Source organism: uncultured Ruminococcus sp. (assembly GCF_947301925.1).
GTDB lineage: Bacteria > Bacillota > Clostridia > Oscillospirales > Ruminococcaceae > Ruminococcus.
This window is the reverse complement of sequence record NZ_CAMYUE010000001.1, coordinates 723355-739462: the sequence shown is the minus strand read 5'-3', so window position 1 is coordinate 739462 and position 16108 is coordinate 723355. Positions and strand designations below refer to the sequence as shown.

At 48.1% G+C, this 16108-nt stretch carries 11 protein-coding genes and 1 tRNA gene; 8 read left to right on the top strand and 4 right to left on the bottom strand.

Going from position 1 to position 16108, the window contains the following annotated elements:
• Nucleotides 1-127: 127 nt before the first annotated feature.
• The 7 genes from mobC to Q0Y65_RS03420 all read left to right on the top strand — a co-directional run bounded on the left by mobC (nucleotide 128) and on the right by Q0Y65_RS03420 (nucleotide 6066).
• Nucleotides 128-439, top strand: a complete 312-nt coding sequence (gene mobC / locus Q0Y65_RS03450) for a plasmid mobilization protein (protein WP_297957022.1) — start codon at nucleotides 128-130, stop codon at nucleotides 437-439.
• Nucleotides 439-1761, top strand: a complete 1323-nt coding sequence (locus tag Q0Y65_RS03445; RefSeq protein ID WP_297957019.1) for a relaxase/mobilization nuclease domain-containing protein — start codon at nucleotides 439-441, stop codon at nucleotides 1759-1761. The genes mobC and Q0Y65_RS03445 overlap by 1 nt, the downstream gene beginning before the upstream one ends.
• Before the next feature lie 459 nt (nucleotides 1762-2220).
• Nucleotides 2221-2499 (top strand): DUF6809 family protein, encoded by a 279-nt coding sequence (locus Q0Y65_RS03440; protein WP_297957016.1) that lies wholly within the window; start codon nucleotides 2221-2223, stop codon nucleotides 2497-2499.
• Nucleotides 2500-2626: 127 nt separating this feature from the next.
• Complete coding sequence (locus Q0Y65_RS03435; protein ID WP_297957013.1) at nucleotides 2627-2845, top strand: helix-turn-helix domain-containing protein; 219 nt, start codon at nucleotides 2627-2629, stop codon at nucleotides 2843-2845.
• Nucleotides 2842-4056, top strand: coding sequence for a tyrosine-type recombinase/integrase (locus Q0Y65_RS03430; protein ID WP_297957010.1), 1215 nt, complete (start codon nucleotides 2842-2844; stop codon nucleotides 4054-4056). Before Q0Y65_RS03435 ends, Q0Y65_RS03430 begins: the two co-directional genes overlap by 4 nt.
• Nucleotides 4057-4180: 124 nt before the next feature.
• Nucleotides 4181-4678 (top strand): GNAT family N-acetyltransferase, encoded by a 498-nt coding sequence (locus tag Q0Y65_RS03425; protein WP_297957007.1) that lies wholly within the window; start codon nucleotides 4181-4183, stop codon nucleotides 4676-4678.
• 167 nt (nucleotides 4679-4845) lie between these two features.
• The gene (locus Q0Y65_RS03420) at nucleotides 4846-6066 is read left to right on the top strand and encodes a site-specific integrase (protein ID WP_297957004.1); all 1221 of its coding nucleotides are present in this window, start codon (nucleotides 4846-4848) and stop codon (nucleotides 6064-6066) included.
• Between the two features lie 132 nt (nucleotides 6067-6198).
• On the opposite strand, the gene Q0Y65_RS03415 is transcribed toward Q0Y65_RS03420, so the two are convergent.
• From Q0Y65_RS03415 to Q0Y65_RS03405, 3 genes are all read right to left on the bottom strand, one after another.
• Nucleotides 6199-6274, bottom strand: a tRNA-Trp gene (locus Q0Y65_RS03415).
• A gap of 151 nt (nucleotides 6275-6425) precedes the next feature.
• Nucleotides 6426-9314, bottom strand: a complete 2889-nt coding sequence (locus Q0Y65_RS03410) for a carbohydrate-binding domain-containing protein (RefSeq protein ID WP_297957001.1) — start codon at nucleotides 9312-9314, stop codon at nucleotides 6426-6428.
• 143 nt (nucleotides 9315-9457) lie between these two features.
• The gene (locus Q0Y65_RS03405; RefSeq protein WP_297956997.1) at nucleotides 9458-11788 is read right to left on the bottom strand and encodes an SGNH/GDSL hydrolase family protein; all 2331 of its coding nucleotides are present in this window, start codon (nucleotides 11786-11788) and stop codon (nucleotides 9458-9460) included.
• 624 nt (nucleotides 11789-12412) lie between these two features.
• Between Q0Y65_RS03405 and Q0Y65_RS03400 the strand changes: the two genes are divergently transcribed.
• The gene (locus tag Q0Y65_RS03400; RefSeq protein ID WP_297956994.1) at nucleotides 12413-15289 is read left to right on the top strand and encodes a dockerin type I repeat-containing protein; all 2877 of its coding nucleotides are present in this window, start codon (nucleotides 12413-12415) and stop codon (nucleotides 15287-15289) included.
• Between the two features lie 169 nt (nucleotides 15290-15458).
• Here the strand turns inward: Q0Y65_RS03400 and Q0Y65_RS03395 are convergent, their stop codons facing one another.
• Nucleotides 15459-16097 (bottom strand): TrkA family potassium uptake protein, encoded by a 639-nt coding sequence (locus Q0Y65_RS03395; protein WP_297956992.1) that lies wholly within the window; start codon nucleotides 16095-16097, stop codon nucleotides 15459-15461.
• Nucleotides 16098-16108 lie beyond the last annotated feature (11 nt).

Genomic DNA, 16108 nt, shown 5'->3' with positions numbered 1-16108 from the left:
AAATCAACCCTACTGGGTTGGCAAGCATAGCAGCTGGCATTCCGCCTGCCGCCTTGCTTGTCGGGCAGAAGCCCGAACCCACTTCAATTCATAGGCATACACCAACAAAAGTCAGGAGGTAGATAACATGAGAAAACGTAACACGACTATTGCGATACGCTGCACAGAGGAAGAAAGCAGACATGTCCATGAACTGGCTGAGAGGCATGGCTTGAAGCTGAATGACTTCGTAATGCGGTGCGCTCTCGGTAAGAAAATCGTTGTCGCAACCGGTATAGATGAGATAGTCCGGCAGCAGAAAGCTATCGGACGGAACCTCAATCAGATAGCTACACTTGCAAACATGGACAGGCTGACTGCCGTGAATTTTCAGCCGCTCCTCGAAGAGCACAGGAAGGTCACGGAGCTGATAGGTCAGCTGCTGAGGGAGGTGAAGTAGTGGCGACGGTCACAGCGATAAGCACGAAAGGCGGTGGCGGCGGAAAGAAAAGTCTCGACTACATCTGTCGTGATGACAAGACCGAGGGCAAGAAATATGTGACGGCTCTCAATTGTTCGCTGCCCACTGCATATCAGGAGTTCAAAAACACAAGGGAGATGTACGGAAAGACTGACGGCATACGCTACTATCACTTCGTTCAGTCACACCCCAGCGGCTACAACATTGCTCCCGAGCTTGCTCACAAGATTGCTGTTGAGTTTGCAGAGCGAGCGTTCAAAGGTCACGAAGTTGTAGTTGCAACTCACACCGATGCCGACCATATACACTCGCACTTCGTACTCAATGCGGTCAACGCTGACACAGGTCTGAAGTACCACTCAAACAAGTTTACACTGCAAGAGCTGCGGCATCTCAGCGATGAAATTTGTCAGAAGTACGGAGTGACAACGCTCAGCAAACCCGAGATACACAAGCAGAGCAACGGTATCACTAACGGTGAGTATCGTGTTGCAATGCGAGGTGAGAGCTGGAAAATGGCTCTCTCCAATACCATTGACATGGTCATGAAAAGAGCAAAGTCCAAGAAACAATTCCGCTTCTACATGAAGCAGTGTGGCTACGATGTGAAATGGGAAGATAGCCGAAAGTACATCACATACACCTGTCCCAACGGCAGGAGATGCCGCGACAACAAGCTTCACGAAGCGAAATACAGAAAGGAGAATATGGAATATGAATTCGAAATACGAAGAAGCGAAAGAAGCCTCCAAACAGAATTTGGAGGAGACACAGGACATACCAACTATGGTCTGCGTCCAGGAACACAACTGGCTGGCGCTGATATCACAGCTGAAACTTCTGACAGATACGCTGTTCGATGTCAAGGCTCAGACAGACGAGACAATGACATATGCACAGATGAAACAGTACCTGCAAAATCAGCGGACGATATACAATCAGCTGCTGGAACAGGGAAAGGAGATTCAGGAGCAGACGTCACAAAACGTGACGGCAGAGGTGTCGAAGCTGGATCAGGCGGCGAAGGATCTCGTATCACAGGCTGGGAGGCTGAACGAGCGGACCTTATCGCAGCTGAAATGCTCCGAAGAGCAGAGCAGGAAGCACGGCTTCAGACTGCTCCGACTGGTGGTGCTTATAGAGTTTCTGCACCTGATATCGTCGGTGGCATTGCTGCTGTGGCTTCGTTGATTGATGACGAGCCTGCCGATGACACCGAGTACGCTCGGAAACACGTTGACAGCAAAGCACTCGCAGAAGAACGTGAGCGCAAGGAAGCTCACGGAATACACATGGGGTGACTATGACTCAGGGATAAAACGTCCGTGAGTTATTATTCGAAGCTCGACTACCGTAGCGGTACTTGAAGTCCCAAAACATGACTGCACTCAGTCCCGACTTAGGAGCGCGTTCCCGAAATGGGAATTCAGTATGGTGGGATGAAATATCCCGTCATGACGATGGGGTGATGAATCGCCACCTCGCCACCTGAGTCGGCAAATCGCAGGCTCAGCAAAGGGGTGAACAAAACGTTCTATGCTTATACACCAGCCCTAATTCAAGGCGGTGCGGAACGATTCGTTCGTTCAGTAGACGAAGTAACAAAACGTGACGGCGTCTCTGTCAACAAAGGGTATCGTGAAAGCCGATACCCTTGTAGTGCTTCTGCTCAGTATCAACAGCGAACATTCAGTGGTTCTGATGAATGGATTTCGACTGGAAGCTGTGGTATTATTGTTGGTCGGGAGGTGACCGCGGCGATGAGGTTGCAGGATTTATACTACGGAAACGTCATACCGTGTCAGCACGATGTGAGAAAGAACTCCGACTATGCAAAGCGAAGTCTGGAGTTTCTCGAGATGTGTGACAGACTGGAGAAAAGGCTGTCGGCTGATGATAAAAAGCTGTTTAATAACATAACGGATATGCAGGGAATGCTGTCCGAGACAATCGTAGCGGAAAGCTACATACAAGGCTTCCGCGACTGTGCCGAACTGATAATTGATGTGATGTTCGGCAGGAGCGAGAATCTGAAATAAAAATCAAATGGAAAGGGTACGGACAGAGCCGTACCCTTTTACTTTATCAAAAACCAAAGGAGAATGTTAAAATGAACAATTCAATGATTATGATAATGTTTAGAATACTAAAGAGAGGTGTTAGCTATTGGCAGATATTGAAAAGATGTACGACAAGATGTTTACCGATTATCCCGACGTGGTGAGTGTTCCGCAGCTGATGAAAATGCTGTCGGTAGGTCGCCATGCTGCTTATGAATTAGTAAGCAGCGGCGAGATACAGAGCTTCAAGGTCGGAAAGAATATAAGGATACCGAAGATAAAAGTTATTGAATACATACTCGGAGCAAGGAGGTACTGCCTATGAAAAATGTGACGGGAAGTCTGCAAACCAAGCGCGGCAAGTACTATGCTGTGCTGAATTTATACGACCACACAGGTAAACGAAAACAGAAATGGGTATTCACGGGATATGAGATCAGAGGTAATAAGAAAGCTGCGAAAGCCTTCCTTGACGAGCTGCTTGTAGCTTACAACAAGAAACAGCAGGCGGCACTGAAAGTTATCTCAAAGATGAAACATCCCGAGCAGTTTATAAAGGAGCAGAGCCGAATAATAGCTCTGCCCCTGTTTTTATACATCGAAGAATGGATTGACCACGCGTCTGCGAGGCTCCAACCGACTACCATTGACGGTTACAGGCAGCTCTGCAACGGCAGGATACGGACGTTCTTCGAGAGCCGCGGAACTACCGTTTATGATCTCACAGGCGAGGATCTGAACGAGTTCTATGCTTACCTTGCAAGGCAGGGACTGAAAGGTGCTTCTCAGCAGAGGTATCACGGACTGATACATTCCGCATACAGCTTTCTTATGAAGCACCAGTACATTGACAGCAATCCCTGTGATTTCGCCGACCGTCCAAAGGCTGAGAAGTACCGCGGAGCGTACTATAATCAGTCGGAGCTGACGGAATTGTTCCGTGCTGCGAAAGAGAGCGAGATATACATTCCCGTGCTTCTTGCTGCATATTACGGACTTCGCCGCAGCGAGGTCCTCGGTATCAAGTGGAGCAATATCGACTTCGAGAACGGCACTATCCGTATTGCTCACAAAGTCGTGGAGCAGAAGGTAGACGGCAAATATCGGACAGTCGGTCACGACAAAATGAAAACGGAGTCCAGCAACAGGATACTTCCGCTGATGAAGGAAGTGGCAATGGCACTGCGGAGGCTGAAGCTCCACCAGGACGAGCAGCGCCGTTTATGCGGAAATTCCTACGTTCACGAATACGATGACTACGTCTGCGTGAATGAGATAGGTCAGCTTCTCAGACCGAACTATGTCACGGCAAAATTCAGTGAGCTGCTGAAAGAAAACGGTTTGAAGCACATACGCTATCATGACCTCCGCCATAGCTGTGCCAGCCTGCTTCTTGCAAACGGGGTGCCGATGAAAGAGATACAGGAGTGGCTGGGACACTCGAACTACCGCACAACTGCCGACGTTTATTCTCATCTTGATTTCAGCAGTAAGGAGCATTCGGCTGAGATTATTTCGCAGGTGCTGGCGGTGTGATATTGACAATATGAATTAGCTGATGTATAATTTTAGTAATATAAATCGGAATTTACAAAACCGATTACAACAAACAGCTGAATGAGTTTTTTTGTAAACCAAATACTGATTATGAGGTGAATTAATGCTCGGAATAAGACCATACCGAAAAAACGACAGTATACAAATAGCTTGCTGGTGTCGGGATAGCATTTCCTTCTATAAGTGGAGCGAGGGTAGATTAGGTGATTTTCCTGTTTCTCCCGAGAGAATTGAACAGGCTGTATCCGGAAGAATTGATAACGAAAAGTATTTTCCGTTTACCGCATTTGATGAAACAGGGGCTGTTGGTTTCTTCACTCTGCGTCAACCAGGTGTAAATGCTGAGGAATTAAGCTTCGGATACGTAATCCTTAGACCTGAATCAAGAGGAAAGGGTTACGGAAAACAAATGCTGAAATTAGGGATTAAATTTGCTTTTGAGCTTTACGGAATCACTAAAGTTTCGTTAGAGGTTTTTGATAATAATCCTGATGCCTATTACTGCTATAAATCAGTCGGATTCAGAGAAAATGGCAATATCACAAGTTATGATTTGTGCGGCGAAAAATGGAAAAGTATTGAAATGGAAATTACACGATAAATTCTGATTTAAACGACTATAAGCCGGACAGCTAACCACTTTCCGGTTTATTTTTTTGCTCCCGCAAATGTGTCTGAAATCTTAATTCTGAGTCCGAATATTGCTTTTCGGGACAGGTTGTGGTATACTGTAGTCGCTGAAGCGGATTTCCGAAACAGGAGGTAAAAATGAAAGAAGTAACAGGAAATCTGCAAGTAAAAAACGGCAAGTACTATGTGCTTGTGAATCTGTACGATCGCAGCGGCAAGCGTTCCATAAAGTGGGTAGCGCTGGGGCTGGACGCAAGAGGCAACAAAAAGGCTGCCAAGGCTCGTATGGCGGAGGTGCTTGAGGAGTACAACCGCAGTCAGAGGAAGCTGCTGAGGACTATCAGCAAGAAGAAAGCTCCCGAGAAGTTCATTCAGCAGCGAGAGCAGGTGCAGTATCAGACGCTGACGGAGTTCCTCACTGACTGGATAAACCTGTCGTCAGGCAGGCTTCAGCCGTCCACGATAGACGGCTATATGAAAATGGTGAACGGCAGGATAACCGAGTTCTTCGGGGACAGCGGTATAACGATAGGTGACCTTGCAGGCGAAGACCTCAACGACTTCTACGCCTATCTTGAAGGCTCAGGCTTGTCGGGAGCGTCGGCTTTGCGCTATCACGGACTTATCCACGCAGCATTCAGCTATGCGGTGAAGAAGGAGCTCCTCGACGATAATCCCTGCGACCACGCAGACCACCCGAAGAGGGAGCTCTACCGAGCCTCATTTTACAGCGAGGACGAGCTGAGAGACCTGCTTATTGCGGCGAGGGAGAGTCCCATATACATCCCCGTAATGCTTGCAGCTTACTATGGACTCAGACGCAGCGAGGCTCTCGGGCTGAAATGGAGCAACATCGACTTCCAGTCCAAGACCATTTCCATATCCCACAAGGTAATAGAGGCTAATGTGGACGGCAAATACCAGGCAAAGGGCTTCGACAGAATGAAGAACCAGTCCAGCAACAGGACACTTCCGCTCATTGAGAATGTTGAAAATGAACTGCTTTACCACCGACAGCAGCAGTCCATGAATGCAGCAGTTCTTCGAGGTGCATACTGCCACGACTGCGACGATTACGTCTGCACTGATGCCACAGGTCAGCTTATGCGTCCGAACTTCATATCGGTGCAGTTCGGAAAGCTGCTCAAGGACAACGGATTCCGCCACATACGTTACCACGACCTGCGCCACACCTGTGCAAGCCTGCTCTTGAAGAACGGCATACCAATGAAAGCGATACAGGAGTGGCTGGGACACTCAACATTCGAGGTAACAGCCAACATTTATGCTCATCTGGACTACTCCAGCAAGGAGAGCTCGGCGGCAAAAATGGCACAGTTGCTTGCAATCAGCGAATAAAATAAGTCCTGTACAGAACTTTTGACAGTTCCGCACAGGACGCACAAAATATCCAAGTGTTAGAAAAGTGTTAGAAATGAACAGCCGTTCATAAATGGCAAATGCCGTAAACGGCGAGTTTACGGCATTTTTTGGCAGGGGCAGAAGGACTTGAACCCTCGGCACGCGGTTTTGGAGACCGCTGCTCTACCAACTGAGCTATACCCCTATGATACATATTGAAGTGACATTCATCACAACAAAATAATTATATCAGAAACGAGGGGGCTTGTCAATGCTTTTGAGAAAAAATTATTTTTTAACATATACTTTGAGAGAAAGATATCCCCCTCAAGTGAGGGGGATACTCTTATAGCTTATCAATAGTGTAAAGCGGAATGGATGATTTCAAAGCGTTTTACGAGGAAGTCGACTACAGAGATATTCTCTGAGCCCCACATCATACCGCCGCCGCCGAAGCCGCCGCCGCCGAAGCCGCCGCCGCCGAAGCCGCCGCCCCAGCCGCCTTCAAACGCCCAGCTTTCGTCTGTTACGACAACGCTGCCGTCGGGCTCGTTGGACTGCCAGTTCCAGCCTTGCTGACCACCCCAGGGATTCTGCTGCTGACCGCCCCAGGGATTCTGCTGCTGTCCCTGCTGTCCGCTGGTCTGGAGACCGTTAGCGCTCTTCTTTGTAGTAGAGTCGAACTGATCAACGTTAAAGAAGAAGAGGGGATCTGCCTGAACGTGAGGACGGATCATAGAAGCGTACTCTGAAACGTACTGCTCGGGATTGCTGTAGTAGTTAAGGATCTCCTTGACATAGCCGACATACATATCGTAGTATTCGGGTACCTGGAGAAGCTTAGCGAAAGGACGATCAGCAATTTCTGCCTGATAAAGGCTTGTAGTTACGTCCGAGTTAACGGCGTCAGCGCCGCCCATGAAAGCACCGAGGCTGAGGTTGTAGTCCCAACCAACGAAGTAGTGCTTACCGCCTGTGTAAATGAGGTAATAGTTATGTGCGAGAGAGCCGTTATAGCTGTCGTAGTTGCACATTACCGAGTTAACTGCGAAGCCCTTGAGGAAGCTTGGAACGTCCATGATATCCTCAATGAACTTGTAGTTGGAGCTTGATAACTTGTTTATTTCAGTCTTGAGCTCTTCAAGGTGAGCGAGCTGCTCGTCTTTTCCGAACTTAAGATCAAGGTTGCTTACCGGCATTTTAGTTGTGAAGGTGCTGTAGCTGTCGCCGCCCATCATCATCATGCCGCCGCCCTGATTGCTTCTCTCGGTAGCCTTGTAGAGGTTTGTATCGTCGTCGATACCGTAGCGCTCTGCAAGAGTGGTACCGGGCTGCTCGATAGCATAATAGAAGCTGTAGAGCTTGCCGTTTACATACATATCAGAGTAGCTGCTCTTGGGAGCCACACCGTCTATGCAATACATAGCGTTGTAGCAGAGGAGGTCTCTCATGCATGAAGCGTCTGAATAGAAGTTATTCATACAGAACTCGGTAAGACCGTGGTAATTGGTGTACTTGTCGTACTTATCCAGCTTGAAGCGGAAGCTGTACTTTCCGTTGTTGACCATCATGATAGAGCTGTTGCCCTTTGCTCTGATACCGACGTTCTTGAATTCCTCGCCGTCGATAGTGAGATCGCAGGGAACCCACTCCTCATTCTTGCAGACTGACAGGAAGTTCTTCCAGTCGTTTTCGGACATCTTGACGTCTATCTTGTGAACCTGCTTCTGGTCGAAGAAGCTGCCGTACAGCTGATCCTCGTTGTCCATATCGTTGTTTACTTCAGTAAATGAAGCGGGAGTGCCGCCATTGAAGGTATTGCCTGTGCTGTGCTTCATCTTGATGCCGCCTGCGAATACCTTATAATCGCCGGAGGTGCTGAGATCGGGAGATGATACTACAGCATACCTGTACTTCTTGAGAGTATTCTCCTCGAAGAGGATAGTCTTGGAAACGTCAGTTACAGCGATAGGATTGTTCTTTGACCACTCCTTGACGAAGTCGAAAACAAGAGTGGACTGCTGAGCGGTGAGGGTGCCCTCGTACTGATTATCGGTAGCGGTAGCGATGAGACTTCCGCCTGTGATATTGATAGTGCCCTCCTTGGTCGTGAGACCCTTGTCGCCGAATGCGCCAATCTTACCGCCTGAGATATTGAGCTCTGTGGCTGCCTGGAGAGCGTCCTTGCTGGACTTGATGGTAAGAGTACCGCCCTCGATATCCACATTGCCCTTTGAGGAATTGATACCGTCGCCCTTGGAGTCGATATTGACTGTACCGCCCTTTACGGTAACAGAGGTCTTGCCCTTGATAGCGTCCTGACCCTCTGTCTCGTTAAGGGTATCAATGGTGAGAGTACCGCCTGTGATCTTGATATCGTTGTTACATACAACAGCGGGCTGGCAGTTAGCGGTGATAGTGAGAGTACCTGTGCCTGCATCGCCGCCCTTGATCGTAAGGTCGTCCTTAGCCTCGATTACAGCGTCGCCCTCGTTATCGCCCGCATAGGGAGAACTGCCGTCGGAGAGGACGTTGTCCTTGCCGTCGGAGAGGGTGATAGAGGTCTTGTCGGCGTTCTTTACAAGTATCGCAGGAGCATTGCTGCCTGTGATATTAACGCCGTCGAGTATGAGCTTTACTGTATCGGGATCAGCCTTGTCATCGGGTACCTCAACGTAGATCTGTCCGTTGTTGAGAGAACCGTCGATGTAGAAATTGCCCGAATGTGAGATAGTGACCTTTGAGCCGTTTGCCTCAGCGTATTTGCCGTCAACAGTGATTGACGAACCGTTGAGGTGGATCTTGGTCTCAACGTCCTCCTTGGGGAGAGTTGTGACAGGCTGGGTAGTGGTGGTGGTAGTCACCTGGGGGGGAGCTGTAGTGGTTGTTTCCTCCTCGGAGTAGCCGGGAGCATAGGACTCGGGCAGGCTGGGGATAAGATTAAGCAGTCTGCGCTGGATAGCCAGAGCATCGCTTGATGTGAGACCGCCGCCGCGCTCGCACACGTCGCCGTTCTTCTTGCCCTGTTCTGTCAGGTGTCCTTCGGCTGTACCCTGTATGCCGTACTTTGAGGGATTGGCAAGGCTCTGCATGATAAGTATAGCGTCGGCCAGCTCAAGAGTTCCGTTACAGTTGGTGTCGCCGTATACTATATCACCTGCTGCTCCTGCCACAGTCGCCGCTGCGGCAGCAGAGCCGAGGATACAGGCAGACAGTATGCCTGCCAGTAAGTGTTTCCGTTTCATTTCGATCATCCTCCTAAATAGCATATTGAGCTATTATTAATAGATGGCTATATTATAATCAATGATTCTTAAAATAGTCTTAAACCAACCTTAAAGCGGCACATAATATTGCTTTATGTGCCGCTTTTTGTGAATTTTATCCGTCAGTGTACCCAGTTTGCTGTAAAGGTATCCTGATAGGGGTCCTTGTTCTTGGGAAGGTCGAATACAGATGTCTGGAGCTCCTTGAGGTCCATGGTGGGCTGTATGCCGTAAACATGGTAATCGAAGAACTGTATCATCTTTTCGACGTCCTCTGCGATAACAGCGTGACCCTCCTTATGGATATTTATAGCCAGGTGATCTTCCAGGCCTACATATTTCCAGATAGGTCTCATGCCGCAGTAGCTCATCCACATTGAAGGAGCGTTTACCCAGTCCTCGCTGACGCATGAGCCGATAATGAACAGGTATCTGTCGGGATCGCAGCAGAGTGAGCCCAGCATATGCTGATCCATGGGGAACTGGTTTGCGTTTCTGAACTCCATGAACTTTCCGTTGAACCAGGCCTGCTCGCCCGAAGCCTGAAGGCTTCCCAGAGGTTCGTTTTCGGAGTATCTGTATGAGCTTGAAGCGCCTTTTGAGCTGAAGTCGTAGGTCTTGCCCTGTGACATATAGCGGTACAGAGCTATACCGCCTGCGCCCGAGCATGAGGGAGCGCACATTTTGAAGCGCGTCTCGAAAGCGCCGCAGACAGCGGTAGCCTTGCCGTATCTTGAAACTCCTGTGCAGATGGAATTATCGGGATTGATGTTCAGTTCCTTTGCGGCGCCTGCGTAGAGAGCGTCGAGAGTCCTGCTGAGCCCCCACGACCAGGCCATGAGCTCGCCTGTCTGTGTCTCGAAGCTGTTTCCGTAGGGGTACAGGTCGTAGAAAGCGCCCTTGTGCTGGTTGTTGTCCTGTGCGGTACCGGGAGCGCTGAACATACCGTCGGCGTCGTAGGTGATGACGGCGTAGCCCTTTGAGGTAGCCGTGCTCTCTGCAATGCCCTTGTGCATACCGAGGATAACGGGAGCGCCGCCCTCGTGACGCACTGTTTTCGGCAGATTGATTATCATATCGAATGAAGCGGTCTTGCCTGTGCTCTTGCGCTTTACCGTAATTGTCATCTTATTGCCGTTTATCTTGTATGAGGTCTCGTCGTCGGAGCCGTCTATCCATTTGCCGTACATATAGTATTCGTACATACAGCTGATCTCGGCCTGACGCTTCCACCAGTCGGCGGGGGATTCCACCTTTGAGCCGTCCATGAATACAAAGGGATCGGGGATATCATTGGAGCTCTTCAGCTGACTGACGGCAGGGAAGTCGTAGCTCCTGGGATATACCTGCTTAGGATCCGATGAAGAAATCTCGGGAAATTCGGTGATCTTGCCGAGGAGGAAATCGGAGACGAAGTTTATGTCGTCCTTGTCGATATCCTTGTCGCCGTCGATATCGCAGCGCTTGAGAGCGTCGGCATCGGGGCTGCCCTTGAGAGCCAGTTTCCTGATCCTTGTGAGGTCGAGGGAATCAATGGCTCCGTCGGCGTTTGCGTCACCGCGTATGACATCAGAAGCAACGGGCGGATCCGTGGGAGGCTCTGTGGGCGGCTGTGTTGTAGGCTCGGTAGCGGCTGTGCCGCTGAGGTAGGGCTTGATGGTATCGAACCAGTATTTGCCCATTTTCTCATAGCCGCCTGCATTGGGGTGAACGCCGTCCGCCAGGTCCTTTGAGCCGTCGATAACGCTGTGGATATCGGCGTAGATAACGTTTTTGCTGCTGTAATCGCCGGCGACCTTCTTTATAAGATCATTGTACTTGGCGATGTCGCCGTTGGAGTTACCGCCCCAGCCTGTATTGCCCAGGTCTGGGATAGTGGTCAGGAAAATCTTTCCGTCGGAAGGCATCTTGTCTCTCAGATAGTCGAGGAGCTGGTGGAGCCTCTCCTCGGAGCCTTCAAGATGACCGTTGGATACGTCGTTTGTGCCAATCTGTAAAAGAATGATGTCAGGTGAGTACTTGGTTATGTAATCTCCGTTCTGCATAGTTTCAAGTATACCGTTAAGCTTTCCGAACCAGCCTCCGGGGAGGTCGGTAATGGTATAGCCGCTGTAGCCTGCGTGGTTATCATCGTAAGTCACGCTTTTTCCGTTGTAGTTGAAGGTGGCGCTGTCCTTGCCCTCGGGACCTACCAGATCAACATTTGTGAAGCCGTCCTGAGTGAGAAAATAGCTCAGGTACTTGCGGTAGCCGCCCTCGTCGGCCATTCCGTAGGTTATGGAGTCGCCGAGAGGCATTATCTTTATTGTGCTGCCTGCTGCTTGGGTCCGTGATGCGGTCAGTGGGAGCACCGGCGCAATTATGGCAGAAAAAGCCAGTGTAAGGGCGGTGCCTATTCTTACAGCCCGTGAGGCTCTGCCCTTGGTTCCCCGTGAAGAGTTTTGCTTGTTCATAATTCCCTCCTGATAATTTAATTAAATCCATCCAATCTAAACAATGCCATAAACTATTTTTTTGATCCCTCCTTTGCTGTTTGTTTGGGTAAAAATATATAGTTTTATTACCGACTGTTTGGCATTATTGTTTATTATCGTTGATGTTAATATACAATAAAATGAACATTTTGTAAAGTAACTATCATCAAGATAACAATATTTGGTCAGGTGATAGCAATAAACGGTCAAAAAGCAGCAATAATTAGCTTATTAAAAATAAAGAATAAAAAAATATATACCTTATGAAAGATGATTATGATATTATGATTATCACAGCTGACCAAAAATTGCGAAACGAATTTCATGGAGGATAATAGATATAATATATACTTAAATATTGTTGCGTTTGAGTCAGGGCGGAGAGACGAAAAATGCTGTATTGCCTTAAATTATAACTGAAACACAGCAAAAATGTTCTTTTTGTGCTGTTCTGCTGATGAAGGAATAAAATTGTCTCGCAATAAGGACAGTGTTCACTGTAGGATCGCATAAAGTCTTGACTTTTTTCTGTTGATAATATATAATATTAAATGTATATTATAAGCATAATATACATTTTTTTATGTTTAAGGAGGTTTTTTAATGAGATTGATCAACAAGACCGCGGCAGTATCTGTTGCGGCAGCGCTTGTCGTGCAGTACGGTTCGATGTTGCCGTTGCCAACAGCGACAGCTGCAGCCGCCGAGAAGGTAGTCGGTGACCTGACGTACCTGTATGTGCCTGACTCGCCAAGCAAGGGAGAATGCACTATCCAGGCGATCTACGATGACGCAAACAAGCATATCAGTAAGCATGATACGGTCATAATCCCTGACAAGATAGGCAATTATACCGTAACTGCAATAGGGGACGATAAGCAGGGCGTTATTATTTCGAGGAAATCGGACAAGGTCCAGGTAACCACCGTAAAGCTGCCGAACACATTGAAGGAAATACACAAGAGAGCCCTTGTTGACTGCGATCTGCCGTGTATGACAAATCTCTATGTCAACATCAATAACCTTGAGGAAGTCGGAGCCGATACCTTCGGACTCTACACAAGGCTTACAGAGGTCTATGCCTATGACAACATAGATAAGGCGTATTATGCTACCTCGGATGATCTTTCAAGATTCAGGGAGCTGGTCGGTATCGAGGGCTACAAGTTCACGCCTATGGAAGACAAGCTTGACTGCTTTATGGTCAGCAAGGAAGAATACGATAAGAACAAATGCGTAAACGGCAGGATCGAATTTATCAACGAAGCTGCCTGCTCGCCTTATACAAGAAAAATAGGCTATCTTTACGCCGAGGAAGCTGTTAAAAAGCAGGGCATAAATGATACGAAGCTGAACAGAATGCAGAAAATGGAGAAGATAGTCAACTTCATGAGAGGAAATACACGCTACTGTGTACTTTATCCCTATAATGCGGATCAGTCAAAGTGCCGCGAGATGATGAACCTTTCAGGCTCGGCAATGTCAACTATCGGCTTCCATGCAGGCGTCTGCGGCGGTATGGCACACGCCTTCGAGGACCTTTGCAGAGCTGCTATGGGACATGACATAGTTGATAAGGATCAGGACGTACTCTGTGTAGGTGTTCCCGGACACGCTCTCAACGCTGTCAGACTCGACCACAGCAGCGAGACCTATTACATGATCGATAATACCAACACCAGCTTTCTGCACGGTGTGGGAAAAAGCTGTGTCGGTGAATACGGCAACAAGGACTCGGGACTTACCTATACGGGATATATCTACGGCGTATTCGGTTCAATAGCAGAATCTGATGCTTCAAATCACGATATATATGTTACAGAAGGTCCCGGTGTGTTCAGTGACGGTTTTTCCTATGTTTATTTCCGTGACGAGACCAAGGGGGCTCTCCATATAGAGATGGGAGACAAGAACGATAAGAATAACAACTATATCGACTTCACATCATATCCTACGACCTCGCCTGATCTGTACCTCGCGCAGCTCCCGCCCACAAAGTGCGGCAGCGGAGAGGTCGGAAACGGCATAAACTTCTATATTGAGCCCAATATGTATCACGGCTTCAGGATCTCTAACTCCGAGGGAGAAGCAGCGTTCAGCGGAGAAGGCGAGCATAAATTCAAGCTGGGAGACACAGAGTATCTCTGCACAGTCTATACAAAGGACTATAACACAGAAACTCCCTACGGCAGGATCCAGCCCCATAACAATTTAACGAATTATTTTGAAGTCGTTGTAAAGCAGCTCTCGGACGATCCGACTCCTGATATGTATACAACGACTACAACAACACACAAAGCCGGAACTACAGTAACAGTACCTACAACAACGACTACTGCTAAGGTCACCACAACTACTACAACGAAGAAGGTCACAACAACTACAACGAAGAAAGTAACAACAACTACAACTCCCAAGCATACTACTACTACAACAAAAAAAGTCACAACAACTACTACAACAAAGCCTGTGACTACCACATCAGCACAGAAGGAAACTCCCAACCTCATACCGCCTACAGGAAAAGAGCTTGAATACAACGGAACTCTCCAGGAGCTTGTAAATGCAGGTAAGGCTTCGGGCGGTACTGTACAGTACAAGATAGGGGAAAACGGCACATGGAGCGAAAAGATACCTACTGCCTCCGAGATCGGCGATTATACCGTATACTACAGGATAGTCGGCAACGAGAAATACTTCGGAAGCGATGAGAATTCCGACCTCAAGGGCAGAAAGAACTATGCATTCCCTTACTGCTATGACTGTCAGAGAAGACCTGCACACCCTTCAAAGGGAGATCAGGTAAGAGCATACGACCTCCGTACTCCTCTGGTCGGTGATATGATCTTTGATACAAAGAACAAGAGCAACTGGACCCTTGAGTATGTTTCTCCCTACAAGGACTTCAAAGGCGGTACAAATTATCTGCCGGGACTTGTAAAATCAACACAGGAGGCACATTCACTCGCAACTTCCGACGATATTTCCATATATGAATTGAAGGACAACGGCAAGCACATTACCTACTGCGTTATCATTGCGGTGTCAACTGACGAAAAAGCAGTGCTGTTCTTCGGCGATACAATAAACGGCGGAGGCGGATATATCCTCTCAGCCGATGAGCTCGGAGACGAAAAGTACTTTACCGTTGACAAGGATATAAAGGATATAAATGTTGAGACTATCGCACTTTCCGGCTCGGTAAATTCAAAGATCTTTGAAGGGTCTGCCGCTCAATACGGCGATACCAACTGCGACGGCAATGTTGATCTGGCAGATGCGATACTTATTATGCAGTGCCTTGCAAATCCCAACAAGTACGGTCTCAGCGGCTCTGATAAAAAGCACCTGACAGAGCAGGGAAAGATCAACGGCGATGTTGACTGGTCTGTTAAGGGACTTACCGCTAACGACGCTCTCCTTATACAGGAGTATCTGCTGCATAAGATCACGACACTTGATCCTACAAAAAATAAATGAATGACTGTTAAGGCATAAAGCCTCAGGCTGCAAAAATGGAAAAGATGCAGGAGATAAAACTCCTGCATCTTTTTTTTACAGCGGACAACGGATCGCCCCTGCGTCAAAAACAAACGCATCAGCGCCGTATAACCGTAAATGCTGTTTTATTGATCTTATATGAATGATGTCAGAATGCTTTCTGGATATCCTTCATATTTCCGAGGAGAAGAACTGCGTCATCGACAGAAAGAATCATATCAGGCATCGGAACAACGAGCTGATCGGATTTGCGGACTGCAATGATATTCAAGTGGTGTTTCTTGCGTATATCAAGCTCAGCGATAGTTTTTCCGTTCCATGTCCTGGGTACACGGACTTCATAGATATTGATATTGCGGTCAAGCTGGAACACATCAAGTATGTCATCTGATGCTTCCTTTGTAGCAAGACGGATCGCGGTCTGTTTTTCGGGATATACAGTTTCGTCTGCACCGTTCCGCAGAAGGAATTTCTCCTGAACGTCATTCTGAGCGCGGGATATTACCTTGCGAGCTCCAAGCTCTTTCAGCAGAGCGGTGGTTTCCAGAGAATCCTGGAAGCTGTCGCTGATAGTAACGATACATACGTCATAGTCAGGTATACCGAGCGAACGCATGAAATCCGCGTTTGTACTGTCGCCTATCTGAGCGTTGGTAACAAGCGGAAGTATGGAATTGATGCGTTCTTCTTCGCTGTCCACTGCCATTATCTCACATTGAAGCTGCGCCATGCGTCTTGCTATATGTATACCGAACTGACCTGCGCCTACAATTAAAACTGATTTCATAATAATATCTC

Coding starts and splice junctions, on each gene's coding strand:
- mobC (WP_297957022.1), top strand. CDS start 128: ATGAGAAAACGTAACACGACTATTGCGATACGCTGCACAGAGGAAGAA.
- Q0Y65_RS03440 (WP_297957016.1), top strand. CDS start 2,221: ATGAGGTTGCAGGATTTATACTACGGAAACGTCATACCGTGTCAGCAC.
- Q0Y65_RS03430 (WP_297957010.1), top strand. CDS start 2,842: ATGAAAAATGTGACGGGAAGTCTGCAAACCAAGCGCGGCAAGTACTAT.
- Q0Y65_RS03425 (WP_297957007.1), top strand. CDS start 4,181: ATGCTCGGAATAAGACCATACCGAAAAAACGACAGTATACAAATAGCT.
- Q0Y65_RS03420 (WP_297957004.1), top strand. CDS start 4,846: ATGAAAGAAGTAACAGGAAATCTGCAAGTAAAAAACGGCAAGTACTAT.
- Q0Y65_RS03410 (WP_297957001.1), bottom strand. CDS start 9,314: ATGAAACGGAAACACTTACTGGCAGGCATACTGTCTGCCTGTATCCTC.
- Q0Y65_RS03405 (WP_297956997.1), bottom strand. CDS start 11,788: ATGAACAAGCAAAACTCTTCACGGGGAACCAAGGGCAGAGCCTCACGG.
- Q0Y65_RS03400 (WP_297956994.1), top strand. CDS start 12,413: ATGAGATTGATCAACAAGACCGCGGCAGTATCTGTTGCGGCAGCGCTT.
- Q0Y65_RS03395 (WP_297956992.1), bottom strand. CDS start 16,097: ATGAAATCAGTTTTAATTGTAGGCGCAGGTCAGTTCGGTATACATATA.